The organism is uncultured Allobosea sp., assembly GCF_945957345.1.
Lineage (GTDB): Bacteria > Pseudomonadota > Alphaproteobacteria > Rhizobiales > Beijerinckiaceae > Allobosea.
The window spans coordinates 38,629-61,464 of record NZ_CAMFKW010000020.1 but is presented as its reverse complement, the minus strand read 5'-3'; the positions used below and the strand labels follow the sequence as shown (position 1 = coordinate 61,464).

The following is a 22,836-nucleotide window of genomic DNA, read 5'->3' as shown; positions in this document are numbered from 1 at the left end:
CTCCGTCAGCGGCGTTCCGGCCGTGAGAGGCCGTCCTCGAGGTTGCGACGCGGGTCCGAATCAGCAGCCCGCGCGCCAGAGTACGCGCCGATCGGATTGCATCGCAATCTGATCGGTCGCGCGTTTTCGATCTGAAAACGAGAGCCGAACGGGCTCCTGGCTTGGCGCCCGAGGAGCCCGGCGTCGAGCCCGCAGGCTCAGTTAGGCTGCTTGGGGGCTTCGGTCGTCGCGGAAGCCGCCGGAGCGGTGGGCTTCTCCGCGGGGGCCGCGGCACCGGTCTTGACTCCGCGCAGCTGGTTGAGCGCGGCGATCAGCTGGGTGTCCTTGGTCGGATCGGAGGGGACATAGGAGCTCGAGCCGGACTGCTCCTCGCCCTCGCCGGCCTTGAGATGGCCCTTGAGCGCGGCTTCGCCCTTGTTCTCGACGAGCTTGTCCTTGATCTCCTGCGGGATGTCCTGCTGGACCTCGATATCCGGCGTGATGCCCTTGGCCTGGATCGAGTTGCCCGACGGCGTGTAGTAGCGCGCCGTGGTCAGGCGTAGGCCACCATTGGAGCCGAGCGGGATCACGGTCTGGACCGAGCCCTTGCCGAAGGAGCGCGTGCCCATCACGACCGCGCGCTTATGGTCCTGCAGGGCGCCGGCGACGATCTCGGCCGCAGAGGCCGACGAGCCGTTGATCAGCACCACGAGCGGCTTGCCCTTGGTCAGGTCGCCCGACTTGGCGTTGAAGACCTGGGTCTCCTCGGCATTGCGGCCGCGGGTCGAGACGATCTTGCCGCGCTCGAGGAAGGCATCCGAGACCAGCACGGACTGGTCGAGGCGCCCGCCGCGGTTGTTGCGGAGGTCGATGATGTAGCCCTTGATCTTGTCGGCGCCGATCTCGCTGGTGGTCTTCTCGAGCGCCTTGCGCAGGCCGTCATAGGTCTGCTCGGAGAAGGTGCCGATGCGGATATAGCCGACATCGCCCTCGACCCGTTCCTCGACGGCCGGCACGACGATGGTCGAGCGCGTCAGGGTGAACTCCAGCGGCTCGGTCTTGCCGGGACGGTCGATCTTGAGCGTGACCTGGGTGTTGATCAGGCCGCGCATCTTCTCGACCGCCTGGGTCAGGGACAGGCCCTTCACTTCCTGGCCGTCGATCTGGCGGATGATGTCGTTGGTGAGGATGCCGGCCTTGGAGGCGGGCGTATCCTTGATGGGCTTCGCGACCTTGAGGACGCCGTCCTCCATCGTCACCTCGATGCCGAGGCCGCCGAACTGGCCGCGCATGTCGGTGTCCATCTCGCGGAAGGACTTGGCGTCGAGATAGGAGGAGTGCGGGTCGAGCGAGGAGACCATGCCGTTGATCGCGGCTTCGATCAGCTTCTGTTCGTCGGGCTTGTCGACATAGTCGGTGCGAATCTTCTCGAAGATGTCACCGAACAGGTTGAGGCTGCGGTAGACCTCGGCCGAAGCGGCCACCGCGCTGGTCGAGGAGAGCAGCCTGGTCTGTGTGGCCAGTCCGGTCAGGCCCGCGCCCATGATGGCGCCGGCGAGAACGAGGGAAACCTTGCGCATCATCCGCGAACCTTTTCGCCTTGCGATTTCGTCCACCACGGCGTCGGATCGATCGAGACGCCGTCTTTCCTGAATTCGATATACAGAACCGGTTGCCCGGTTCCCACCCCTACGGTTGTAGCGGCAGCTTCCGATGTTTCGCCCATCGTCGCAACCGGCTCCCCCGCCAGCACGAACTGATTGAGCGCGACATCGATCCGCTGCATGCCAGCCAGCAGGATGTAGTAGCCCCCGCCGGCGTTCAGGATCAAGAGTTGCCCGAACGAACGGAACGGTCCCGCGTAAACAACCCAAGCATCGGAAGGCGCCGAAACTAGGGCGTTCGGGCGGGTCTCCAGCGATATCCCGCGAATCGTGCCGCCGGCGCCGTCCGAATCGCCGAAGCCACGCAATCGTGATCCCGAGACGGGCAGGGAGAGCAGTCCCTTGGCCTCGGCGAAAGCGATCTTTGGGGCGAGGCGGGCGGGATCCTTGAAGGCCAGCGCGGTCATGCGCTCGCGCTGTTCGCGTGTCTCCTGCTCGATCGCCTGGCGGGCCGAATCGGCTGCCTTGTTGGCGACGGAGATCTCCTTCTCGATCTTCTCGACGAAATCCCGCATCGAGCGCGCCTGGCCGGCGAGCTCCTTGCCGAGCGCGGCCTGCTGCTCGACATCCTTGGCGGCGCTGGCCTCGCGTTCGCGGCGGGCCTCGATCAGGGAGGCCAGGCGCTGGCGCTCGGCCGCGATCTGCTCCATCTCGGCGCCGATCTTGCCCTTTTCGGTGGCGATGCCGTCACGCAGCCGGACGAGCTCAGCGAGATCGGTGCCGAGGATCTCGACCTCCTGCCGGAGATCGGGTACGACGGCCCCGAGCAGCATCGAGGCGCGCACGGCTTCGAGAATATCTTCGGGGCGAACCAGCACGGCAGGGGGCGGGCGCCGGCCGATGCGCTGCAAAGCGGCCAGTACTTCGGCGATCAGGTTGCGACGGCCGTCGAGCGAGCGGCGAATCGCGGTCTCGCTGGATTGCAGCAGCGCAAGCCGCGTCTCCAGACCGCCGAGCCGCTCTTCGGCCGCCTGGGTTTTCGCGGTGGTGTCGAGCAGGGCCTTGTTGAGCGCGGCGCGATCGGCGCGGATTGCCGCGATCTCCTTCTCGAGATTCGCGCGGGCGTCTGCGTTTCCGGCAAGGCGCTGCTCGATCGCCTTGAGCTCGCTTTCGCGCGCCTGCTTTTCGACAAGCTTCTGCATCGCCTCGCGCTGGAGGGCATCGGGGTCGAGTTGGGGCGTCTGGGCGAGTGCCCCAACCGATGTCGCCAACAGGGCGGCAAGGCACAGGCCGCGCAGTCCGGAGCGAATCAGCAAGCTCATACGCGATGATAGGGGTGGCCGGAGATGATCGTCATCGCGCGATAGAGCTGTTCGAGCACGAGCGCCCGCACGATCTGGTGCGGGATGGTCAGGGCGCCGAAGGCGAGCGTGATATCGGCCTTGTCGCGGATTTCCTCGCTCAGCCCGTCGGCGCCGCCGATGATCAGGCTGGCATGGCCGGTGCCGGAATCGCGGGCGGTGGCGAGGCGGGTGGCGAAGGCCTCGCTGCCGAGTGCGCGGCCGCGCTCGTCGAGGGCGATGATCAGGCCAGCTTGCGCTTTCGCGAGGATGGCTTGCGCCTCTTCGCGCTTGCGCTCGTCGGAGCGGCGGCCCCGGCCCTCGGCGATCTCGACGATGTCGGGACCGCTGAGGCCGATGCCGCGGCCGAGCGCGACGCCACGCTCGCGATAGCGCTCGCAGAGCTCGCGTTCCGGCCCGTCCTTGAGCCGGCCGACGGCGATGACCGCGAGCCGCATCCGGGAGCGACGTCAGCTATCGAGGCGTTCGTTCGGCCGGTCGGTGCCCCACATCTTCTCGAGATTGTAGAACTGGCGCACTTCGGGCCGGAAGACGTGAATGATGATGTCGCCGGTATCGAGCAGCACCCAGTCGCAAGCCGGCATGCCCTCGACGTTCGGCGACGGCTTCCCGGCATTCTTGAGAGCTTCGATCAGGGCTTCGCTGATGGCGGCGACGTGGCGGTTGACGTTGCCGGACGCGATGATCATCGCGTCGGCCAGCGAAGTCTTGCCCACGAGGTCGATCACCGTGATGTCCTCGGCCTTCATGTCCTCGAGGACACGCTGGGCGAGGGCGATGCTGTCGGCAGAAGGATTCTCCGCGACGGCAGCCTGGGGAAGCGGCTTCGGCTCGGCTTCACCAAGGGTTTGACGGGTCAGTGACGTATCCTCTCGATCCTGATGCGCGTTGGCGCGGTGCGCCCAAAATAAGCCGGGAAGCCCCGGAGTTCAATCGCGGCCGGCCTGTTTGCGCAGCATCGTGGAGGATAATGTCGAGCGCTTGCCGTGCAGGAAGACCCAGGCCGGAGGCTTCATGCGCGGCAGGCTCGCGGCCCGGCTTTCGGGCAGGCGCCAGCGCGAGAGCCAGTTGGCAGCGGGCGAGGCCATGGCGCTGTGGGTGGAGCCCGGCCGGTCGATGATCGCGATCGGCATCATCCGGGCGATGGCGCGCCATTCGTTCCAGCGGTGGAAGCTAGCGAGATTGTCGGAGCCCATGACCCAGACGAAGTTCACGCCCGGGCAGCGCCGCTTCAGCGCGCGCAGCGTGTCGGCGGTATAGCGGGTGCGCAGCATCGCCTCGACGCCGGTGACGTCGATGCGGGCATGGCCTGCGATGCTTTCGGCCTGACGGATGCGCTCGGCGAGCGAGGGTAGCTTCGCATTATCCTTAAGCGGATTGCCGGGGGTGACCAGCCACCAGACGCGATCGATCTGGAGCCGGCGCAAGGCCGTGAGGCTTGCGAGCCGGTGCCCGTCATGGGCCGGGTTGAAGCTGCCTCCGAACAGGCCGACCCGCAGGCCGGGCGCATGGGGAGGCAGCCGGGACGGCAGGCGCGGAAGCTCGCTCGTCATGCGCCGCGCTTCGCCTCAGGGCCGGGTCTGGCCCGCGCCATGGACGCGGTACTTGAAGGAGCAGAGCTGCTCGACACCGACGGGCCCGCGCGCATGCATGCGGCCGGTGGCGATGCCGATCTCGGCGCCGAAGCCGAACTCGCCGCCATCGGCGAACTGGGTCGAAGCGTTGTGGATGACGATGGCGGAATCGACTTCGGCCAAAAAGCGGGCGGCAGCGACCTCGTTGGCTGTCACGATCGCGTCGGTATGGTGTGAGCCGTAGCGTTCGATATGGTCGATCGCGGCGTCAAGGCCGGGCACGACCTTCGCCGCGATGATCGTATCGAGATATTCGGTCGCCCAATCCTCGTCGCTTGCGGGCGTTACGCGTGCATCGATTGCCTGCACGGCCGCATCGCCGCGCACGGCACAGCCAGCGTCGAGCAGTGCGATAACGAGCGGGGCGAGATGCGTTGTCGCGCAGGCTTCGTCGACCAGCAGCGTCTCGGCCGCGCCGCAGACACCGGTGCGGCGGAGCTTGGCGTTGAGCAGGATCTCGCGGGCCATGGCGAGATCGGCCTTGGCATCGACATAGACATGACAGTTGCCATCGAGATGAGCGAAGACCGGCACGCGCGCCTCGCTCTGGACACGGGCGACGAGGCTCTTGCCGCCGCGCGGCACGACCACGTCGATATTGCCGTTCAGCCCCGAGAGGATCTCGCCCACGGCGGCGCGGTCGCGTGTCGGCACGAGCTGGATCGCGTCGGCGGGCAGGCCGGCTGCTTCCAGGCCCTCGCGCATCGCGGCGGCAATCTCGGTCGAGGAGCGGAAGGAATCGGAGCCGGTGCGCAGGATCGCGGCGTTCCCGCTCTTCAAGCAGAGAGCGCCGGCATCGGCGGTGACATTCGGCCGGCTCTCGAAGATCACGGCGATGACGCCGAGCGGCGTCGCGACGCGCTCGAAGCGCAGGCCGTTCGGCCGGGTCCACTCCGCCAGCACGCGCCCGAGCGGATCGGGCAGGTCCGCGACCTCGGCGACGGCATCGGCGATGGCGGCGAGGCGCTTCTCGTCGAGGGCGAGGCGATCGATGAAAGAGCCGCTCAGGCCCGCCGCCTTGCCGTCGATGAGGTCCTGCGCATTGGCGGCGAGGATTTTGGCGCTGCGGGCGCGCAGCGCTTCGGCCATGGCGAGGAGGGCGGCATTGCGCTGCTCGGTTGGGCTGAGCGCGACCTTGCGCGCGGCAGCACGCGCGCGGCGGCCGACATCCTGCATGACGCTGCCGATATCGGCGGCTTCGTTCGTCGCGATGATGCGCAATGCGCTGTCGCTGGTCATCTCGTTCAGCCCGATGGTCGCCGGCAATGCCGGTTCGTGAGGAAGCTTAGCCCAGCCCGAGCGCCATGTCGTCCCGGTGGATCATTTCGGCGCGGCCGGGATAGCCGAGGACGCTCTCGATATCGCGGGAGGCCTTGCCGAGCACCAACGCCGCCTCGGAGGCGTCGTAGGCGACGAGGCCGCGGCCGAGCAATTGCCCTTCGGGATCACGGATCAGCACGGCGTCGCCGCGCGCGAACTCGCCCTCTATCCGGGTGACGCCAACCGGCAGCAGGCTCGCGCCGCCGCGCAGGGCGCGAGCTGCGCCAGCATCGAGATGCAGCGTGCCGCGCGGCTCTAGCGAGCCGGCGATCCAGGTCTTGCGGGCGGTGGCTGGCGTGGAGGCCGTCAGGAACCAGGTGCAGCGCCCGCCATTGGCGACGCTCGCGAGCGGGTTCTTGGCGCGCCCGTCGGCGATCAGCATATGGGTGCCGCCGGCCGCCGCGATCTTGCCGGCCTCGATCTTGGTGCGCATGCCGCCGCGCGAGAGCTCGGAAGCCGCGCCGCCGGCCATGGCGTCGATCTCGGGCGTGATGCGTTCGACTACCGGGATATGTTGCGCGGCCGGGTCCTTCGCGGGCGGGGCGGTATAGAGCCCGTCGATATCGGAGAAGAGCACCAGCAGGTCGGCGCCGGCCATGGTCGCGACCCGTGCCGCGAGCCTGTCATTGTCGCCATAGCGGATCTCGGTGGTGGCGACGGTGTCGTTCTCGTTGATGACGGGGATGGCGCGCAGGTCGAGCAGGCGCCCGAGTGTCGCGCGCGCGTTGAGATAGCGGCGGCGCTGTTCGGTATCGGCCAGCGTCAGCAGAACCTGGCCGGCGGTGAGGCCGTGGGCGCCGAGCGCCTCGGCCCAGTTGCGGGCAAGCGCGATTTGGCCGACGGCGGCGGCGGCCTGGCTTTCTTCCAGACGCAGCGGACCGGAGGGCAGGCCGAGCACGGTGCGTCCCAGCGCGATCGCACCGGAGGAGACGACGAGCACGTCGGCGCCGCGCTGGTGCAGGTCGGCGAGATCCTCGGCCAATGCCGCGAGCCAGGCGTGGCGCAAGCGGCCGCGCTCACGGTCGACCAGCAGGCTGGAGCCGACTTTGACGACGATGCGGCGGAAATCGGAGAGCAGGGGCGTCTTCACGGGAGCACGGCGTTGTTGCGGCGGTCATCCTGCCTGTTGGCGAAAATGCCACGCTTGTAAAGCATAGAGCTGGTTTTCGGGCTGCAATATAGCTTCCAAAGGGTTGTTTGCATTGACATGGCAGGACACGCTGCCCATATGCATGGCCCGGCCCGCCCGCCTGATGGGTGCCGATCCTGCCGTTCTCATGCGTTTTTAGCGTGCAGTATGCAGGACCTGCCGCCCGATAAGCGCTGGAAGCGGGGCTGCCGCGCGTCGATTTCGATACCAATCCGACCGGATCTGGATTATCTCGCCCGCGCAGGCCGATGAATGCCCGTAACAACCCGAGAGAAGATCACCCTTGAAGAACCCGAACGACCGCAGCTTTACCGACCGCCAGTCCAATTCCGCCAATGCCAAGAAGGCGCTGCTCGAGCGTTTCAAGGCCCGGCCGAAGGCCGACGACCCGGTGATGGTGCAGCGACGCGAGGAGCGGGAAGCCATCGCCGCGGCGCGCGCCGAGCGCGAAGCCGAGAAGGCGAAGATCCGGGCCGAGAAGGAGCGCCTGGAAGCGATCGAGCGTGAGCGCATCGCCGAAGAGAAGCGCCAGGAAGAGCTCGCCCGCGAAGCCGCCCGCAAGGCCGAGCAGGCCAAGCGCGACGCCGAGCGTCCGCGCAAGGTGCTGCTGGAAGCCGTGCAGTACATGCAGATGCGCACGGCCGGCAAGCGCCGCTGACGCCTTTGCCGTTCGGCCGATAGAGGCTGAATGCCAGGAATTTCCGCATCTCCTGAGAATGCGATTTGGGGCGCCGCGAGCGCCCCTTTTCATATCCGCTTAACCGAGATGGCAGCGCTTGCCCCGGCCAAGGACTGAATTTCGGGCAAAAAACCCCTCATCGTTTCGCATCGACCTATCGGCAAATCCGCGCGTGCAGATTAATGTGCACGCCGGGTTGAACCTTTTCCCCGCTCGCCGCGACGACTGAATGCGAGCCGGGATGCCTGGCCTTCGAGGGGCAATGCATACGGAATCGGACGAGGATCTCGTCAAACGGATCGCCTCTGGTGACCGGCTCGCGATGAAGGTGCTGTTTTCGCGGCATCAGGTGCGGGTCTACCGTTTCGTGCTGCGGCTCGTCCGCGACGAGACGCTTGCCGAGGATGTGATCAGTGACGTGTTCATGGATCTGTGGCGACAGGCTGATCGGTTCGAGGCACGCGCCTCGGTCTCGACCTGGCTGCTCGCCATTGCCCGGAACAAGGCCTGGTCGCTCCTGCGCAAGCGCCGCGACGCCGAGCTGGACGAGGATTACGCCGAAAGCCTTGAGGATGACGCCGATGGCCCCGAGGTCGTTCTGCAAAAGCAGGACAAGGGTCTCGCCATCCGCGCCTGCCTCGGACGGCTTTCAGCCGAGCACCGCGAGGTCATCGATCTCGTCTATTACCACGAGACCTCCGTCGAGGAGGTCGCGCGGATCGTCGGTATTCCCGAGAATACCGTCAAGACCCGGCTCTTCCACGCCCGCAAGAAGCTGGGCGAAATGCTCAAGGCCGCCGGTATCGACCGCGGCTGGCCGTAAGATTTCTGTTTCTATGAGGCGCGGCCCGGCTGCGCAGGGAGTGGCGTGATGAACGACAGCATCGCCAGCGATCCGAAGCGCCGCGAGCTCGAGGAGCTGCTGCCCTTCTACGCCAATGGCCGCATCTCGGATGCCGACAAGCGCCGCGTCGAGACGGCGCTCGCCGGCGACACCGAGCTTGCCGCCCGGCTCGACCTGATCCGCGACGACATGGCCGAGACGGTCCTGCTCAACGAGAGCCTCGGCGCCCCCTCGCACAATGCGCTCGAAAAGCTGATGGCCGGGATCGAAGCCGAGGTCCGGCCGGCGCCGCTGCTGACGCGAGCCCAGGAAAACGGCCGCGGCCTGCTGGGCTGGCTTGGTGGCCTCCTGGCCGCGCAGACGCCGCGCCGTCTCGCCTATGCCAGCGCCGCCGCGATTGCGCTGATCGTGCTGCAGGGCGTCGCGATCACCGGCCTGGCGCTGCGCGACGGCGGCCCCGGTTATCAGACGGCTTCGGCGCCGGGTACGCGCGCGTCGGAGAGTTATGTGCTGCTGAGCTTCTCACCCGAGGCGAAGGCCGGCGAGATCGCCTCCTTCTTCAAGCGCTTCGACGCCTCGGTGGTCGACGGTCCCCGCGCCAACGGCTTTTTCAAGGTGCGCGTCGGCGATGCCTCGCTCTCCACCGCCCAGGTCGATGCGATCGCGGCGCGGATGAAGGGCGAGAGCGCCATCGTCAGCTTCGTCGCGCCGGCGCCGTGATCCGGCTGGCGCGGTCGCTTGGCGCCATGGCATGATGTCGTCGCCGCAGGAGGGTGAGGCCATGCTGCCGTCCCCGTTCGCTCATCGAACATCGTCGGCCCGGCGTCTCGCCGCGGCCGGCCTTCTCGCATGTGCGCTTGCGCTCGTGCCGGGGCTGGCCTTCGCCCAGCCCGCAGGAGGCACCGGCGACGGCAAGCGCGCCGCACCGACGACGAGCCCGCAGCAGCCTTCCGCGGGCGGGACCAACCGCTCGATGCAGGTGCCGCCCGGCTCCTGGCTGCAGCCCCGGACCCAGCGCGCCATTGTCCCGGCGCTCAACGAGAATCGCTTCGTGCCCGACGAGGTGCTGTTCGAGCTTGCGCCGAATGTCGAGGCGGAAGTGGTGCTGCGCCGTTACGGCGCGACGCTGATCGCGCGCCAGCGCTTTGATCTCGCGGGCGTCACCATCATCCGAGCCAAGCTCGAGGCAGGGCGCGATCTGCGCGCTGTGCTGACCGAGATGGCCGACGACACCAATATCGCTGGGGCACAGCCGAATTTCCTCTTCGAATTGCAGCAGGATTCGCAATCCCGCGCCGATACGCCGGCGGGGGCGGCTACCGCATCCTCGGAGGCGACCACCCCGGCAACGCAGCCGAGCCTGCGGCTGGCCGATCCCGCAACGGCGGCGCGCGGCACCGCGGCGGTGCGGCGCGTGCTGCCGCCGCAATATGTCGTCGACAAGCTGCGCCTCGGCGAGGTGCGCAAGCTCGCGCAGGGGCGCAACGTCCGGGTCGGCATTATCGATTCCGGCGTCGACATGGACCATCCCGAGATTCAGGGCTCGGTCGTCGGCTATCTCGACGCGATCGACGGGCTGGCGACGCCTCATGCCCATGGCACCTCGATGGCGACGGCGATCGTCGCGCATGGCGAACTGCAAGGCATCGCACCGGCGGCCCGCCTCGTCGTCGCCCGCGCCTTTGGCGGCCCGCAGGCGGTCTCCGCCAACGGCAAGTCGTTCCAGATCCTGACCGCGCTCGAATGGGTGGTCCAGCAGCGCGCCAAGGTGATCAATCTGAGCTTCGCCGGCCCGCAGGACCGCCTGTTGTCCAAGGCGCTGGCCGGCGCGAAGGAGCGCGGCGTGATCACAGTCGGCGCCGCCGGCAATGGCGGTCCCCGGTCGGCCCCGCTCTATCCCGGTGCCGATCCGAGCGTGATCGCGGTGACCGCGACCGATGCCGAGGACAAGGTCTTCAGCGAGGCCAATCGCGGCTCTTATGTCGCGATCGCGGCGCCGGGCGTCGATGTGCTGACGGCCGAGCCCGGCGGCCGCTACGCTTTCACGTCCGGCACCTCGATCGCCGCGGCCCATGTCACGGCGCTGGTCGCCCTCCTGCTCGAAAAGCAGCCGGAGCTCGATTCCGACAGCGCCCGCCGGGTGCTCGCCGAAAGCGCCGTCGATCTCGGTTCGCGCGGGCGCGATCCGGTCTATGGCGCCGGTCGGATCGATCCGCCGACGGCGATCGCGCGCGTGCTGCCGGTCGCGACGGCGCGCCCCTGAACGGCTTCCGCCCGGCGTTTCAGAGCTGACGGCCCAGCCTGCGCTCGACCTGCCGCTTCTCCCAATCCGCGTTGAGGAAAGGGATCTTGTCGAAGACGCGCAGCCCTTTGAAGGCCAGCGCCAGGCCCCAGAACAAGGCGACCCATAGCGACCACAGGAAATGCGGATTCACCGTCAGGTTGATGGCTGCCAGGAGCGCGATGAAGACGCCCGATTGCACCACCCGCAGGTAGAAGCGCTTGATCTGCCTGACCTGATTGAGCGCGAGCTCCTCGTCCGGCGTGACGGCCGGGGCCTGATCTGTCGATGTCATGTCGTTTTCCCTCAGTTCGCTGAAATCCATCTCGAAGACGGAGGCGAGCGACTTCAGGGATTCCATGCTCGGGGTCTGGCCGTTCTCGATCCGCTGGATCGTCCGGACGCTGAGCCCGCTGAGATGCGCCAACTGTTCCTGCGACCAGCCGCGCTGAAGTCTGAGCTTCTGAATGAGCATGGATCCCTCGTTGCTCGCCTCGATCGCAGGATGCGGCGGAGTGGAACCGATACGCCACGTCAGGAGCCCGACATCGACCCGACATTAGCATGACAGCGCGGTGGCGGGTTGCATTTCGCCGCCGTATCGGCCTGATGGCGCGATGCCGCGCCCGAAACTCCTTTTCGTCGCCACCGAGGACTGGTTCTTCGCCTCGCATTTCCTGCCGATGGCGCGGGCCGCGCGCGAGCTCGGCTTCGATGTCGCGGTGATCGCGCGCGAGCGCAATCACCGGCGCGTGATCGAGGCGACGGGCGCAAGGCTGATCGGACTGGAGGCGGAGCGGCGCAGCATCGATCCGCGGGCGCTGTTCAGGCAGGTCAGGGCGCTGAAGCGCCTGATCGCGGCGGAGAAGCCCGATATCCTGCATTGCATCGCGCTGAAGCCGATCGCGCTCGCCGGGCTCGCCGGCAAGCTGGCCGGTGTCGAGCGCCGCGTCTATGCGCTGACCGGGCTCGGCTTTCTCGGCGCGAAGCAGGGCGCGCTTGCGGCGATGGCCCGCTTCGCCGCGATCACCTGGCTGCGCGGCGCGATCGACGGGCCGCAGGTGCGCTTCCTGTTCGAGAATCCCGATGATCCCGTGACGCTCGGGCTCGACCCGCAAGATGCCGCGAAGGTCGCGATCGTCGGCGGGGCCGGCGTCGATCCGCTGATCATGATGCCCTCGCCGATGCCGCCGGCGCCGCCGCTCAAGGTCGCGCTGGTCGCGCGAATGCTCTGGTCCAAGGGCGTCGATCTCGCGGTCGAGGCGGTCAGGCTGGCGCGGGCCGAGGGCGCGAAGGTCACGCTCACCATCCATGGTGCGCCGGATCCGTCCAATCCCAAGGCGATCCCCGAGACGACGCTGAAGGAATGGGCGGCGCGGCCGGGCGTTACCTGGGCCGGGCCGACGCGCGATATCGAGGGCGTCTGGAAGGCGCATCATCTCTGCATCCTTCCCTCGCGGGGCGGCGAGGGCCTGCCGCGCACGATCCTGGAAGCGGCAGCCTGCGGCCGGGCGATCCTGACCACGGACGTGCCGGGCTGCCGCAGCTTCGTCCGCGACGGGCAGGACGGCATGGTCGTGCCGGCCGATGATGCTGCAGCGCTGGCGAGGGCGCTCGTCGCGCTGGCCGGCACGTCGCGCCTCGCCGAGCGCATGGGCGAGAATGCTCGCGCGCGCCTGCTCGACGGCCATACCGAGCGCGACGTGATGAATGGCGTGAAGGCGCTCTATCTCGGCCTGCTCGGCCGTGCGGCGCCGGAGGCCGCGGCATGAGCCGCGAGACCGTTCTCGACCGCGAGGCCTTCATTCGCGCCCATACCCGGCTGCTCCCGGTGCCGCATGCGCCGGAGATCGCGCTGCATGTCGCGGAGGAGGCGACCGAACTCTGGCAGAAGACCGAGGACGAGCTCGCGGTGATCGGCCTGCCGCCGCCGTTCTGGGCTTTCGCTTGGGCCGGCGGGCAGGCTCTGGCGCGCTATCTGCTGGATCATCCGCAGATCGTTGCGGGACGGCGCGTGCTGGATTTCGCCTCAGGCTCCGGATTGGCGGCGATCGCGGCGGCCAGGGTTGGCGCTGCGCCGGTCGAGGCCTGCGATATCGACGGTTTCGCCGCGGCGGCGATCGGCATCAACGCGGCGGCCAACGGCGTTGCGGTGACGCCACGCTGCGAGGACTTGATCGGCCGCGACGAGGGCTGGGACGTCGTCTGCGCCGGCGACGTCTGCTACGAGCGCGCGATGGCCGAGCGCGTCATCGATTGGCTCTCCGGACTGTCGGCGCGGGGCGCGACGGTGCTGATCGGCGACCCCGGCCGCAGCTATCTGCCGCGCGGCAAGCTCGAAGCGGTCGCGACCTATGAAGTGCCGGTGACGCGGGCGCTGGAGGATGCCGAGATCAAGCGCAGCTCGGTCTGGCGGCTCGCCGGATAGGCGCGCCGCCAGCCGGAAAGCTCAAGCCGCGCGGCGCCGGGCGGTGCCGGTGGCCATCGCTCCGCCCTGCTCGGTCCGGAAGGCGGCGACCAGGCGGTTGAGTTGTCCGATCTGGTCGAGCAGAACGCGAGCTGAAGCCGCGCTCTCCTCGGCCAGCGCGGCGTTCTGCTGGGTAATCTCGTCCATGTGGCTGACGGTCTGGCTCATCTCGTCGATGCCGTTGGCCTGCTCGCTGGAGGCCGAGGCGATCTCCTCGACCGTGCTGGAGACCTTGGCCGAGGCGGCGACGATGCGGTCCAGCGTCTCGCCGGCCTGACGGACGAGCTTGACGCCCTCGGCCACCTCCGCATCCGAGGAGGAGATCAGGCCGGTGATGTCCTTGGCGGCGCCGGCCGAGCGTTGCGCCAGGGCCCGGACCTCGGCCGCGACGACGGCGAAGCCGCGCCCGGCATCGCCAGCGCGTGCCGCCTCGACGGCGGCGTTGAGCGCCAGCAGATTGGTCTGGAAGGCGATGCCGTCGATCACGTCGGTGATCTCCGAGATGCGCTTCGAGGCGCCCTCGATCCGCGCCATCGCCTCGACGGCCTCGCGGACGATATCGCCGCCGGTGCGCGCGACATTGGCAGCTTCGTCGGCCAGCGAGACGGATTCGCGCGAGGCCTGGGTCGAGGTCTTGACGGAAGCCGCGAGCTGCTCGGTCGTTGCAGCGCTCTCCTCCAGCGCCGAGGCCTGCTGCTCGGTGCGCATCGAGAGATCCTGCGCGCCGGTGCTGATCTCTTGCGAGGAGGAGGCGATCGCGGCGGACGTCGCCTTGATCGTGCCGACCATCTCCTGCAAGCGCGCCATCGCACCGTTGAAATGGTCGCGGATCTCGGAATATTCGGCCGGGATCTCGGCGCTCATGCGGTAGGTCAGGTCGCCGTCAGCCAGCGCGGCCATGCTCTGGCTGACGCAGGCAATGGCCTTGTCGCGCTCTGCCGCTTTGGCCTGTTCGATGGCGCGGGCCTCGGCCTCGGCCTTCAACCGGGCTTCCTCGGAGGCTTCGAGATAGACGGTGATGGCGTAATCCATGTCGAGCAGCGCCGCCTTGACGATGGCGCCGATCTCGGCAGAGCGCTCAGCCGCGCCGGGCATGCGCCGGCCCAGCGCGTTCTTCGGCCAGCGGGCTTCCAGCACGCCGGCAAGAAGCTTCTCGAGGATCAGCGCGTAGCCGCCGATATACCAGCGCGGCTCCAGGCCGATGCGGGCATGGACCTTACCGACCTGGGTGACGGCGCCGATGTAGGTCTCGTCGAACTTGCCGGTGGCGATGCCGCCCCAATGCCTGGCCTGGCGCTGCTTGGCGCCTTCGATATGCTGCTCGTTGCTGAAGAACGCCTTCGTCTCCGGGAAGGCGCGCAATTGCGCGTAGAAGGCGTCGAGCGCGCCCGGAACGGATGCGCCAAGAGCTTCTCCGACATCGCGGATGCGCGCTTGCGCCTCCGGGCCGAGCTGCATGAAGGCAAGTCGCTTGCCGAGATGATCCAGTGCCGACATCAGAGGTCCCCAGCCTCGGGCGGAAACCGTTTCCGCCGGAGACCGACCATGAGCTCACAAGGTTAACAACCTATGAGGGCATGTCTTGATCTGGGTCAATTTCTACAAGGTCCGGCCGTATTATCCCGGATTCGCGCTTGAAGCCGGAGGGAAAGGAAGCCCCAAAAGCTGGCGATAACAACGGGATAAATGCCATTTAGCCCGCTTCGTGACGCTCCAGAAAGCCCTCGACCGAGAGGTGGCGAAAATCGTCGAGCGCGGCGCGCAGCCGCGTGTGGTCCCAGTCCCACCAGGCGAGGTTTTGCAACCTTTCCGCGATGTCGCTAGGGAACCTGCACCTCACCGGCCGGGCCGGATTGCCAGCCACGATCGTATAGGGCGCGACGTCCTTGGTGACAACAGCGCCGCCCGCGACGACCGCGCCGGTGCCGATATTACGGCCGGCGAGCACGATCGCGCCATGGCCGATCCAGACATCGTGGCCGATGGTGACGGCATGCGCCCGGCGCCAGTCGAAGAAGGCCTCGTCATCCTCGGCATCGTCGAAATAGGCGGCGGCGCGATAGGTGAAATGTGACTGGCTGGCGCGATGCATCGGATGGTTGCCGGGGTTGATCCGGGTCATCGCCGCGATCGAGCAGAACTTGCCGATTGTCGTGTAAATGACATTCGCGTCGTTCACGACATAGGAGTAGTCACCCATCGTCGACTCGGCGAAGATGGTGCGCGCACCGATGGCGGTGTAGCGGCCGAGCGTCGCCTGCCTCACCTGGGCGGTCGGGTCGATCAGCGGTTCGAGTCCCAGCTTCTTCGCAGCCATGCCCTTATCCTCTCCTGATATCGCGTTTCCCGCCGTGCAGACGGGCGTGCTCGTTCTCGTGGTCGGCCCCTCCGGCGCGGGGAAGGACACGCTGATGGACGCGGCGCGGGCAGGCCTCGCCGGCGATCTCGGCTATCGCTTCGCGCGCCGCCTGATCACCCGCCCGGCCATGGCCGGTGCCGAGGATCACGATTCCTGCGACGAAGCGGGTTTCCGAGCGATCGAGGCCGATGGCGGCCTCGCACTGAGCTGGCGGGCGCATGGGCTGAGCTACGGCATTCCGGCGGCCGAGCTTTCCGGTATCGGCGCGGGCGCCGTGGTAATCGTCAATGTCTCGCGCGCCGCCATTGCGGTGGCCGAGCAATTGGCGGAGCGCGTCGTCGTGCTCAACATCACCGCCCCGGCGGCGGTATTGGCGCAACGGCTCGCGGCGCGCGGGCGCGAGACCGAGGCCGATATCGCGGCCCGCCTGAAGCGCGAGGCGCCCCTGACGGCGGAGCGTGCCGAGATCGTCACGATCCTGAACGATCGCAGCGTCGCCGAGGCCGCCGAGGAGCTTCTGGCCGTCCTGCGCGCGCTGGGACGACATCGCTCCTAGAGCTACGCCGCATGTCTCCGCAACATGGCGCAGCTCTAGATCTTTGTCTGGTCGCATTTTCTTCATGTGAACCGGTGTCCACTTTGCTCGAAAACGCTCTAGCCGAAAGCGTAGGAGTCGAGCAGACGGAAGCGACCGGCGCGGTCATCCTGCCTGAATAGCGCAAAGCGACCGATCGTGACCTGACCGGTCGGAACAGCCGTTGCGTAAGCGCTTTCGAGGGCCTGCTTCACCGGTCCCGCCTGATCATCCGGCAAAGAGCCTGTCAGCGTCATGTGGAAGCGGAAGGCGTCGCCGACATAAGGATAGCCATAGGCTTCGAGATAGGCGTGCTGGGCCGGGGTCAGTGGGCTCTTGAGGCGCCGTACCTTGTCGGCCTCCGAGAGTGGCGCCCGGAACAATTCGAAGGCCTGCACGGCCGCGAAGGCGAAGCGCTGCAAGGCCTCGCTCGGCTCGGACGGCGTCAGTGCCACGAAGGAGCCGAGCGCCGTGACGCTCAGGCCCGCCAGCGTGACGGCATCAAGCCCGGCGGCATGGTTGCGGGCGAAGGCGCGTAACTGCTCCTCGCTGCGGCCGTCGGCGAGTTCGAAGGGCGCCTTCAGCGTCGCGTGGAAGCCGTAGCGGCGCGGCTCCTCGGTGAAGCCGGGCCACAGCGTTGGATCGCATCCGGGCGGAACGGCGAAGGGCAGGTCCTCGCCGGTCAAGGCGTCATAGCCAAGCACCGTCGAACCGAAGCGCCAGAGGGCGCTGTCGGCGGCGGGGGCATAATAGACGGCGTAGCGCGGCTTGCTCAAAATGCGCGCTCGCCCTGCGACCAGACGGCGGCGAGAACCGGGGTCGCGCCCAGCACCTTGAAGCGCACGAGATCGGCGCGCAGGCCCGTCTTGAGATGGCCGCGGTCCCGGAGGCCGAGGATATCGGCGACCTTCCAGGTCACCATGCCCATGGCCTCGGGCAGCGCGATGCCATGGTCGGCATTGAGCTTGACCGCCGCCTGCAGCAGGCTCGCCGGCACATAGTCGGAGGAGAGCCCGTCGAGCAGCCCCTTCTCGGCGAGCTCGGAGACCGAGACGCCGCCCGAATGCGAGCCGCCGCGCACGACGTTCGGCGCGCCGGCGACCGTGGCGAGGCCGTGCTGCTTGGCGGCGGCGGCGGCCTCGACCGTGGTCGGGAATTCCGAGATCACCGCGCCCGAGGCGACGCCTTCCTCGACATGCTCGGGGATGGTGTCGTCATGGGTCGCGAGTGGGATGCCGCGCGCGCGGAAGATGTCGACCACGGCCTGCCAGTTCTTCGCGACATTGGCGGCGCCTTCGCGCTGGCGCACCTCAACGTCTTCCTCGAACTCCGCGACGGTCTTGCCGTTGCCGACCGCATAGGTCTTGAGGTGCTGGAGATCGCGCCACTGGCGCTGGCCGGGGGTGTGGTCCATCAGCGAGACGAGCTGCACCAATTCGTCGTCCTGGTAGGGCTCGATGTCCTCCAGCAGTTGCGGGCTCGTCAGCTCGCAACGCATGTGGATGCGATGGTCGATGCGGAAGACGTTCTCGCTCTTGCCATAGGCCAGCGACTTCATCACGTCGGCGAAGATGTCCTTGCGATAATCCTTGGCCGAGAAGGGCGTGCCGGCGCAAACGGCGTCGTAGACGGTGGTGACGCCGGCTGCAGCCATCTGCGCATCATGGACGAGCGCCGCCGCCAGCCCGTTCGGCCAGAAGACCTTCGGGCGCGGCATGAAATGCTTTTCCATATTGTCGGTGTGCATTTCGACGAGGCCGGGCGCGACATAGTCGCCGCCGGCATCGATGGCGCCCGGAAGGGAGGATTTGCCCTGGTCGACGGCCGTGATGCCGGTCTTGTCGAAGGCGATCGTGCCGGTGACGACCTCGTTCTCGAGGATGAGCTTGGCATTGGTGAGAACGGTCTGCATCGTCAGGCCTTCCGGAAAGCGGTGATGTCGAGATAGCGCGTCGCGACGCGTTCGCGAACCGCCTCGTCATGGAAAATTCCGACGATGGCGGAACCGGCGGCGCGCGCCTCGGCGATGAGTTCGACGACGACGTCGCGATTAGCGGCGTCGAGCGAGGCGGTCGGCTCGTCGATCAGCATGATAGCGGAGGGGTCGACGAAGGAGCGGGCGATGTTGACGCGCTGCTGCTCGCCGCCGGAGAAAGTGGCGGGCGCGAGGTTCCAGAGGCGCTCGGGCAAATTGAGCCGGGCGAGCATGGCCTTGGCGCGTTCGGTCGCGGTCTCCGGCGTGGCGCCGCGCGCCAGCAGCGGGTCGCGCACGATGTCGAGCGTGGAGACACGCGGGATCACGCGCAGGAACTGCGAGACGAAGCCGAGCGTGCGGCGGCGGATGTCGAGCACGGTGCGCGGCACGGCGGCAACGATGTCGACGGGCCGGCCGGCATGGGTGATGCGGATCGCCCCGCTCGTGGGCCTGTAGTTGCCGTAGAGGATGCGCAGCAGGCTCGACTTGCCGGCGCCGGACGCGCCGGCCAGCACCAGCGCCTCGCCGGCCTCGACATGGAAATTGACGTTGTCGAAGACGGGCAGACGCGCTCCGCCCTGGTTGTGCAGGGTGAAGGTCTTGGCGACGTTCTCGACCTGAATCATCGTGGTCATGGGGTCAGTGCCTTGTGCCGGCGAGGTGACGAGGGTGTGACGAGGTCACACGCTCAGCACCGCCGAGGTGAGAAGCTGCGTATAGGCGTGGTGCGGATCGTCCAGTACCTGGTCGGTCAGGCCCTGCTCGACGACGCGGCCATCCTTCATCACCATCAGACGGTCGGTCAGGAGACGCGCCACCGCGAGGTCGTGGGTGACGATGATCGCGGCGAGGCCGAGATCCCGCACCAGCACACGCAGCAGGTCGAGCAGGCGGGCCTGCACGGAAACGTCGAGGCCGCCGGTCGGCTCGTCCATGAAGACGAGGCGTGGTTCCGAGACCAGCACGCGGGCGATCTGCAGGCGCTGCTGCATGCCACCGGAGAACTGGCGCGGGCGATCGTCGATGCGGGTGCCGGCGATCTCGACACGCTGGAGCCAGTCGAGTGCGCGCTCGCGGATCTGGCCGTAATGCCGGTCGCCGCGATCCATCAGGCGTTCGCCGACATTGCCACCGGCGGTGACATCCATGCGCAACCCGTCGCGCGGATTCTGGTGGACGATGCCCCAGGCCGTCCGCATCAGGCGGCGGCGCTCCTGCTCGGACACCGAGTAGATATCCAAGGGCTCGACTCCGCCCCTGAACAGCACCTCGCCTTCGTCGGGCTTGTCGATGCCGGCGAGGCAGCGCAGCAGGGTCGATTTGCCGGAGCCGGATTCGCCGACGATGCCGAGCACCTCGCCCGGCCAGAGGTCGAAGGAGACATCGGCGCAACCGATGCGCTCGCCATAGAAGCGGCTGACGCCGTCGACGGAGAGCAGGGGGGCGGGTTCGAGCGCGAGCTCGGCCGCTGCGACATGGAGCGTCATGGGGTGGTCTCCTCGACCAGGCCGCTCGCGGCGGCATCGCCCAGCATCGCGCCGCGATGGCCTTCCGCCCGGCGGGTCTCGCAATAATGGCTGTCGGAGCAGACGAACATGCGCCCGCCCTGGTCGTCGATCACGACCTCGTCGAGATAGGAGTCGGCCGCACCGCAGAGTCCGCAAGGCTGCTTCCAGCTCTGGATGCGGAAGGGGTGATCCTCGAAATCGAGGCTGCGCACGCTGGTATAGGGCGGCAATGCGTAGATGCGCTTCTCGCGACCGGCGCCGAACAATTGCAGCGACGGCGACATGTGCATCTTCGGATTGTCGAATTTCGGGATCGGCGAAGGCGCCATCACGTAGCGGCCGTTGACCTTGACCGGGTAGTCATAGGTCTTGGTGATCTCGCCATAGCGCGCGATGTCCTCGTAGAGCTTGACCTGCATCAGCCCATACTCGGCCCAGGCGTGCATCTTGCGGGTCTCGGCCTCGCGCGGCTCCAGACGGCGCAGCGGCTCCGGCATCGGCACCTGATAGACCATGACCTGTCCGGGCTTCAGCGGCGCCTCCGGAATGCGGTGGCGGGTCTGGATGATCGTCGCCTCATCCGTCGCCTCGCAGGTGCGGGCGTCGGCCGTGCGCTCGAAGAACTTGCGGATCGAGACGGCGTTGGTGGTGTCGTCGGCGCCCTGGTCGATCACCTTGAGCGTGTCGGCGGGGCCGATGATCGCGGCGGTGATCTGGATGCCGCCCGTGCCCCAGCCCCGTGCCAGCGGCATCTCGCGTGAGCCGAACGGCACCTGATAGCCGGGCACCGCGACCGCCTTGAGCAAGGCGCGACGGATCATCCGTTTGGTCTGCTCGTCGAGATAGGCGTAGTTGTAAGCCGGCTTGGTATCGTCCGCCGGCATCTGATGGATGGTCATTCCGCAGCCTCCGGCATGGCTTCCTGTTCCTGTGCAAGCCGCTCCTCGCGCTCCCTGCGTATGCGGCGGATCAGTTCGAGTTCGCCCTGGAAATCGACGTAATGCGGCAGCTTGAGATGCTCGACGAAGCCGGCCGCCTCGACATTGTCGGCGTGGTAGAGGACGAACTCGTCCTGCTGCGCCGGGTAGTTGGTCGCCTCGCCGAAATCGCGCGCCTTCAAGGCACGGTCGACCAGCGACATCGACATCGCCTTGCGCTCGCTATGGCCGAAGACGAGGCCGTAGCCGCGGGTGAACTGTGGCGGGACGTCCTTCGAGCCCTGGAACTGGTTGACCATCTGGCATTCGGTCAGGGTGATGTCGCCGAGATCGATGGCGAAGCCGAGCTCCTCCGGCACGAACTCGACCGCGACCTCGCCGACGCGGACTTCGCCGACGAAGGGATGCGTGCCGCCGAAGCCGCGCTGCACGGAATAGCCGAGGCCGAGCAGGAAGCCCTCGTCACCGCGCGCCATGGATTGCAGGCGCACGTCGCGATCGGCCGGGAAGGAGACGGGATCGCGGGTCAGGTCGAAGGGGCGCGGGTCGCCTTCCGGCGGCTCCTCGGCTTCCATCAGGCCCTCGGCACCGAGGATATCGGGGACGCGCGGCATGGTAGCGTCGAGCGGAGCCGCGGCCTTGCGGGGCGCGGCTTCGCCGCCTTCGTCCATCAGGGCGAAATCGAAGAGACGGTGCGTGTAATCATAGGTCGGCCCAAGCACTTGCCCGCCGGGCAGATCCTTGTAGGTGGCGGAGACGCGGCGGCGGATCGCCATCGCGGCGGTATCGAGCGGCTCGGAGGAGCCGAAGCGCGGCAGCGTCGTGCGATAGGCCCGCATCAGGAAGGCGGCCTCGATGACATCGCCCTGCGCCTGCTTCAGCGCCAGCGCGGCGAGGTCCTGATCGTAAAGCGAGCCCTCGTTCATCACGCGGGCGCAGGCCAGGGCCTGCTGCTCGCGGATCTGGGCAACCGAGATTTCCGGCACGGCCGGATTGCCGCGACGGGCCTCGGCGACGAGGTCATGCGTGGCGAGGATGGCGGCTTCGCCGCCTTTCACTGCGACATACATCAGCGGGCCTCCTCAACTTGCGTCGAGCGCGGCAGACCGATCAGGCTCTCGCCATGCGCGAGCAGAACATCGACGCCGAGCGGGTAGAGCGCGCCGTTTTCGCGTAATTCATCGGTGAAACCGGGGCGCAGGCCCTGCGGCGCGATATTGCACGAGCCGAGGATGCCCGGGCCGGCGAGCGTGAGAGCGGGGCCGCCTTCGAGGCCCGGGACCTGCACGATCACGGTGGTCGAACGATCCGGGAACTGATCGGTGCCGAGATTGAAGGTGGAGAGCTTGGGCTCATCCGCCAGGCCATCGATGACCGCGAAGGCGGCCTCTGCGGGGGTTCCGACAAGTGCGGCGGCGCAGTGGAAGCGCAGCCAAGCGCCGGCGGGGCCGCTGCGCAGGGCTTCCGGCAGCCAGACCGGCGTTTCGTAATCGGCCAGCGTCAGCAAGGCGGTGGCCGTAGCGGTGGCAAGACCTTCCGGCGGCGCGATTTCGGCGGCGACGCTTTGCAGCGTACCGGGCTCGGAGAGGGCAGCGAGCAGGGCGCGGAATGCGGCCTGCGACTGGAAGACCGGATCGGCGAAGCCGGGAGCGATCATGGTTTCGGCCGGCATCACGCGCCCCTGACGAGTGTGAAGAAATCGACCTTGGTCGCGGCTGCCTTGCGCGAGGCGAGGTCGCGAGCAGCCGCCTGCTGGGCGGCGAGCGCGGCGACGCCCTGATGCAACCCGCTGCCCTCGGCCTCGTCCTGGAGACGGGCGTCGAGCAGGGCGGCGAGCCGTGCCTTCCGACCGTCGCGGCCGAGCGCATAGGAGAAGCCCATACGCCCATTGGAGAGACGCACGACGCAGCGCGTCACAGTGGCCTCGCCGAGATTGAAGCGGCGGCCGGCGCCACCGGCCCGGCCCTCGACCATCACGGTCCCGGTCTCCGGTGCCTTGAGCAGATCGTGGTCTGGCGGATCGCCGAGCAGGGTTTCGATCTCGCTGCGGGAGGCGCGCGCCAGCGTCGCCATCCAGCTTTGCCTCGGGGTTCTTGGGGTCATCGGCGCGAGCTCGCTGGTCAGTTCCGAATGTCTAGACTATGCTAGGAGAGTTGATGGCAA

At 67.8% G+C, this 22,836-nt stretch carries 25 protein-coding genes; 7 read left to right on the top strand and 18 right to left on the bottom strand.

Translation table 11 applies throughout. The annotated features are described in order from the left end of the window. Nucleotides 1–197: 197 nt before the first annotated feature. The 7 genes from Q0Q36_RS12020 to proB all read right to left on the bottom strand — a co-directional run bounded on the left by Q0Q36_RS12020 (nucleotide 198) and on the right by proB (nucleotide 6,988). A complete protein-coding gene (locus Q0Q36_RS12020) occupies nucleotides 198–1,559 on the bottom strand; it encodes a S41 family peptidase (protein ID WP_293798434.1) in 1,362 nt (453 codons plus the stop codon). Next, entirely contained in the window at nucleotides 1,559–2,905 is a 1,347-nt protein-coding gene (locus Q0Q36_RS12015) for a peptidoglycan DD-metalloendopeptidase family protein (RefSeq protein WP_293798412.1), read from the bottom strand. Before Q0Q36_RS12015 ends, Q0Q36_RS12020 begins: the two co-directional genes overlap by 1 nt. Further along, nucleotides 2,902–3,381, bottom strand: coding sequence for a 23S rRNA (pseudouridine(1915)-N(3))-methyltransferase RlmH (gene rlmH / locus Q0Q36_RS12010; protein WP_293798411.1), 480 nt, complete (start codon nucleotides 3,379–3,381; stop codon nucleotides 2,902–2,904). The genes Q0Q36_RS12015 and rlmH overlap by 4 nt, the downstream gene beginning before the upstream one ends. A 12-nt stretch (nucleotides 3,382–3,393) precedes the next feature. After that, complete coding sequence (rsfS, locus tag Q0Q36_RS12005) at nucleotides 3,394–3,723, bottom strand: ribosome silencing factor (RefSeq protein ID WP_293798433.1); 330 nt, start codon at nucleotides 3,721–3,723, stop codon at nucleotides 3,394–3,396. A 150-nt stretch (nucleotides 3,724–3,873) separates the two neighbouring features. Beyond that, on the bottom strand, nucleotides 3,874–4,497 hold the full coding sequence (locus Q0Q36_RS12000) for a nicotinate-nucleotide adenylyltransferase (protein ID WP_293798410.1): 624 nt from the start codon (nucleotides 4,495–4,497) through the stop codon (nucleotides 3,874–3,876). A gap of 15 nt (nucleotides 4,498–4,512) precedes the next feature. Further along, nucleotides 4,513–5,817, bottom strand: coding sequence for a glutamate-5-semialdehyde dehydrogenase (locus Q0Q36_RS11995; protein ID WP_293798409.1), 1,305 nt, complete (start codon nucleotides 5,815–5,817; stop codon nucleotides 4,513–4,515). Nucleotides 5,818–5,863: 46 nt separating this feature from the next. After that, nucleotides 5,864–6,988, bottom strand: coding sequence for a glutamate 5-kinase (proB, locus tag Q0Q36_RS11990; RefSeq protein WP_293798408.1), 1,125 nt, complete (start codon nucleotides 6,986–6,988; stop codon nucleotides 5,864–5,866). A gap of 343 nt (nucleotides 6,989–7,331) precedes the next feature. Between proB and Q0Q36_RS11985 the strand changes: the two genes are divergently transcribed. The 4 genes from Q0Q36_RS11985 to Q0Q36_RS11970 all read left to right on the top strand — a co-directional run bounded on the left by Q0Q36_RS11985 (nucleotide 7,332) and on the right by Q0Q36_RS11970 (nucleotide 10,834). Further along, on the top strand, nucleotides 7,332–7,706 hold the full coding sequence (locus Q0Q36_RS11985; RefSeq protein ID WP_293798407.1) for a DUF6481 family protein: 375 nt from the start codon (nucleotides 7,332–7,334) through the stop codon (nucleotides 7,704–7,706). A gap of 283 nt (nucleotides 7,707–7,989) precedes the next feature. After that, nucleotides 7,990–8,550, top strand: a complete 561-nt coding sequence (locus tag Q0Q36_RS11980) for a sigma-70 family RNA polymerase sigma factor (RefSeq protein WP_265056511.1) — start codon at nucleotides 7,990–7,992, stop codon at nucleotides 8,548–8,550. Nucleotides 8,551–8,598: 48 nt separating this feature from the next. Next, nucleotides 8,599–9,291 (top strand): hypothetical protein, encoded by a 693-nt coding sequence (locus Q0Q36_RS11975; RefSeq protein WP_293798406.1) that lies wholly within the window; start codon nucleotides 8,599–8,601, stop codon nucleotides 9,289–9,291. A gap of 61 nt (nucleotides 9,292–9,352) precedes the next feature. After that, nucleotides 9,353–10,834 (top strand): S8 family serine peptidase, encoded by a 1,482-nt coding sequence (locus Q0Q36_RS11970; RefSeq protein WP_293798404.1) that lies wholly within the window; start codon nucleotides 9,353–9,355, stop codon nucleotides 10,832–10,834. A gap of 19 nt (nucleotides 10,835–10,853) precedes the next feature. Here Q0Q36_RS11970 and Q0Q36_RS11965 read toward each other — a convergent pair whose 3' ends face one another. After that, nucleotides 10,854–11,327 carry a 2TM domain-containing protein gene (locus Q0Q36_RS11965; RefSeq protein WP_293798403.1) on the bottom strand — a complete coding sequence of 158 codons (474 nt, stop codon included), beginning with the start codon at nucleotides 11,325–11,327 and terminating at the stop codon, nucleotides 10,854–10,856. Nucleotides 11,328–11,469: 142 nt separating this feature from the next. Between Q0Q36_RS11965 and Q0Q36_RS11960 the strand changes: the two genes are divergently transcribed. Together Q0Q36_RS11960 and Q0Q36_RS11955 are read left to right on the top strand one after the other, a co-directional pair. Then, on the top strand, nucleotides 11,470–12,624 hold the full coding sequence (locus tag Q0Q36_RS11960) for a glycosyltransferase (RefSeq protein WP_293798402.1): 1,155 nt from the start codon (nucleotides 11,470–11,472) through the stop codon (nucleotides 12,622–12,624). Further along, the gene (locus Q0Q36_RS11955; RefSeq protein ID WP_293798401.1) at nucleotides 12,621–13,280 is read left to right on the top strand and encodes a methyltransferase; all 660 of its coding nucleotides are present in this window, start codon (nucleotides 12,621–12,623) and stop codon (nucleotides 13,278–13,280) included. The genes Q0Q36_RS11960 and Q0Q36_RS11955 overlap by 4 nt, the downstream gene beginning before the upstream one ends. A gap of 21 nt (nucleotides 13,281–13,301) precedes the next feature. Here Q0Q36_RS11955 and Q0Q36_RS11950 read toward each other — a convergent pair whose 3' ends face one another. Then, nucleotides 13,302–14,816 (bottom strand): globin-coupled sensor protein, encoded by a 1,515-nt coding sequence (locus tag Q0Q36_RS11950; protein WP_293798399.1) that lies wholly within the window; start codon nucleotides 14,814–14,816, stop codon nucleotides 13,302–13,304. Between the two features lie 196 nt (nucleotides 14,817–15,012). Next, complete coding sequence (locus tag Q0Q36_RS11945; protein ID WP_293798398.1) at nucleotides 15,013–15,636, bottom strand: chloramphenicol acetyltransferase; 624 nt, start codon at nucleotides 15,634–15,636, stop codon at nucleotides 15,013–15,015. 46 nt (nucleotides 15,637–15,682) lie between these two features. On the opposite strand from Q0Q36_RS11945, the gene phnN reads away from it, so the two are divergent. After that, complete coding sequence (phnN, locus tag Q0Q36_RS11940) at nucleotides 15,683–16,234, top strand: phosphonate metabolism protein/1,5-bisphosphokinase (PRPP-forming) PhnN (RefSeq protein ID WP_293798396.1); 552 nt, start codon at nucleotides 15,683–15,685, stop codon at nucleotides 16,232–16,234. Nucleotides 16,235–16,332: 98 nt separating this feature from the next. On the opposite strand, the gene Q0Q36_RS11935 is transcribed toward phnN, so the two are convergent. Genes Q0Q36_RS11935 through phnG form a run of 8 tightly spaced genes read right to left on the bottom strand, consistent with a single transcriptional unit; the run spans nucleotide 16,333 to nucleotide 22,776 of the window. Next, complete coding sequence (locus Q0Q36_RS11935; protein WP_293798395.1) at nucleotides 16,333–17,028, bottom strand: DUF1045 domain-containing protein; 696 nt, start codon at nucleotides 17,026–17,028, stop codon at nucleotides 16,333–16,335. After that, entirely contained in the window at nucleotides 17,025–18,164 is a 1,140-nt protein-coding gene (locus tag Q0Q36_RS11930; RefSeq protein ID WP_293798394.1) for an alpha-D-ribose 1-methylphosphonate 5-triphosphate diphosphatase, read from the bottom strand. The genes Q0Q36_RS11935 and Q0Q36_RS11930 overlap by 4 nt, the downstream gene beginning before the upstream one ends. Nucleotides 18,165–18,166: 2 nt before the next feature. Further along, complete coding sequence (gene phnL / locus Q0Q36_RS11925) at nucleotides 18,167–18,862, bottom strand: phosphonate C-P lyase system protein PhnL (RefSeq protein WP_291659470.1); 696 nt, start codon at nucleotides 18,860–18,862, stop codon at nucleotides 18,167–18,169. Between the two features lie 45 nt (nucleotides 18,863–18,907). Continuing rightward, nucleotides 18,908–19,714 carry a phosphonate C-P lyase system protein PhnK gene (phnK, locus tag Q0Q36_RS11920; protein WP_293798393.1) on the bottom strand — a complete coding sequence of 269 codons (807 nt, stop codon included), beginning with the start codon at nucleotides 19,712–19,714 and terminating at the stop codon, nucleotides 18,908–18,910. Then, the gene (locus Q0Q36_RS11915; protein ID WP_293798392.1) at nucleotides 19,711–20,634 is read right to left on the bottom strand and encodes an alpha-D-ribose 1-methylphosphonate 5-phosphate C-P-lyase PhnJ; all 924 of its coding nucleotides are present in this window, start codon (nucleotides 20,632–20,634) and stop codon (nucleotides 19,711–19,713) included. Before Q0Q36_RS11915 ends, phnK begins: the two co-directional genes overlap by 4 nt. Further along, a complete protein-coding gene (locus Q0Q36_RS11910) occupies nucleotides 20,631–21,743 on the bottom strand; it encodes a carbon-phosphorus lyase complex subunit PhnI (protein WP_293798390.1) in 1,113 nt (370 codons plus the stop codon). The genes Q0Q36_RS11915 and Q0Q36_RS11910 overlap by 4 nt, the downstream gene beginning before the upstream one ends. Continuing rightward, nucleotides 21,743–22,345: a phosphonate C-P lyase system protein PhnH gene (phnH, locus tag Q0Q36_RS11905; RefSeq protein WP_293798388.1), complete on the bottom strand. Its 603-nt coding sequence runs from the start codon at nucleotides 22,343–22,345 to the stop codon at nucleotides 21,743–21,745. The genes Q0Q36_RS11910 and phnH overlap by 1 nt, the downstream gene beginning before the upstream one ends. Further along, nucleotides 22,345–22,776, bottom strand: a complete 432-nt coding sequence (gene phnG, locus Q0Q36_RS11900; protein WP_293798387.1) for a phosphonate C-P lyase system protein PhnG — start codon at nucleotides 22,774–22,776, stop codon at nucleotides 22,345–22,347. The genes phnH and phnG overlap by 1 nt, the downstream gene beginning before the upstream one ends. Nucleotides 22,777–22,836: the final 60 nt, after the last annotated feature.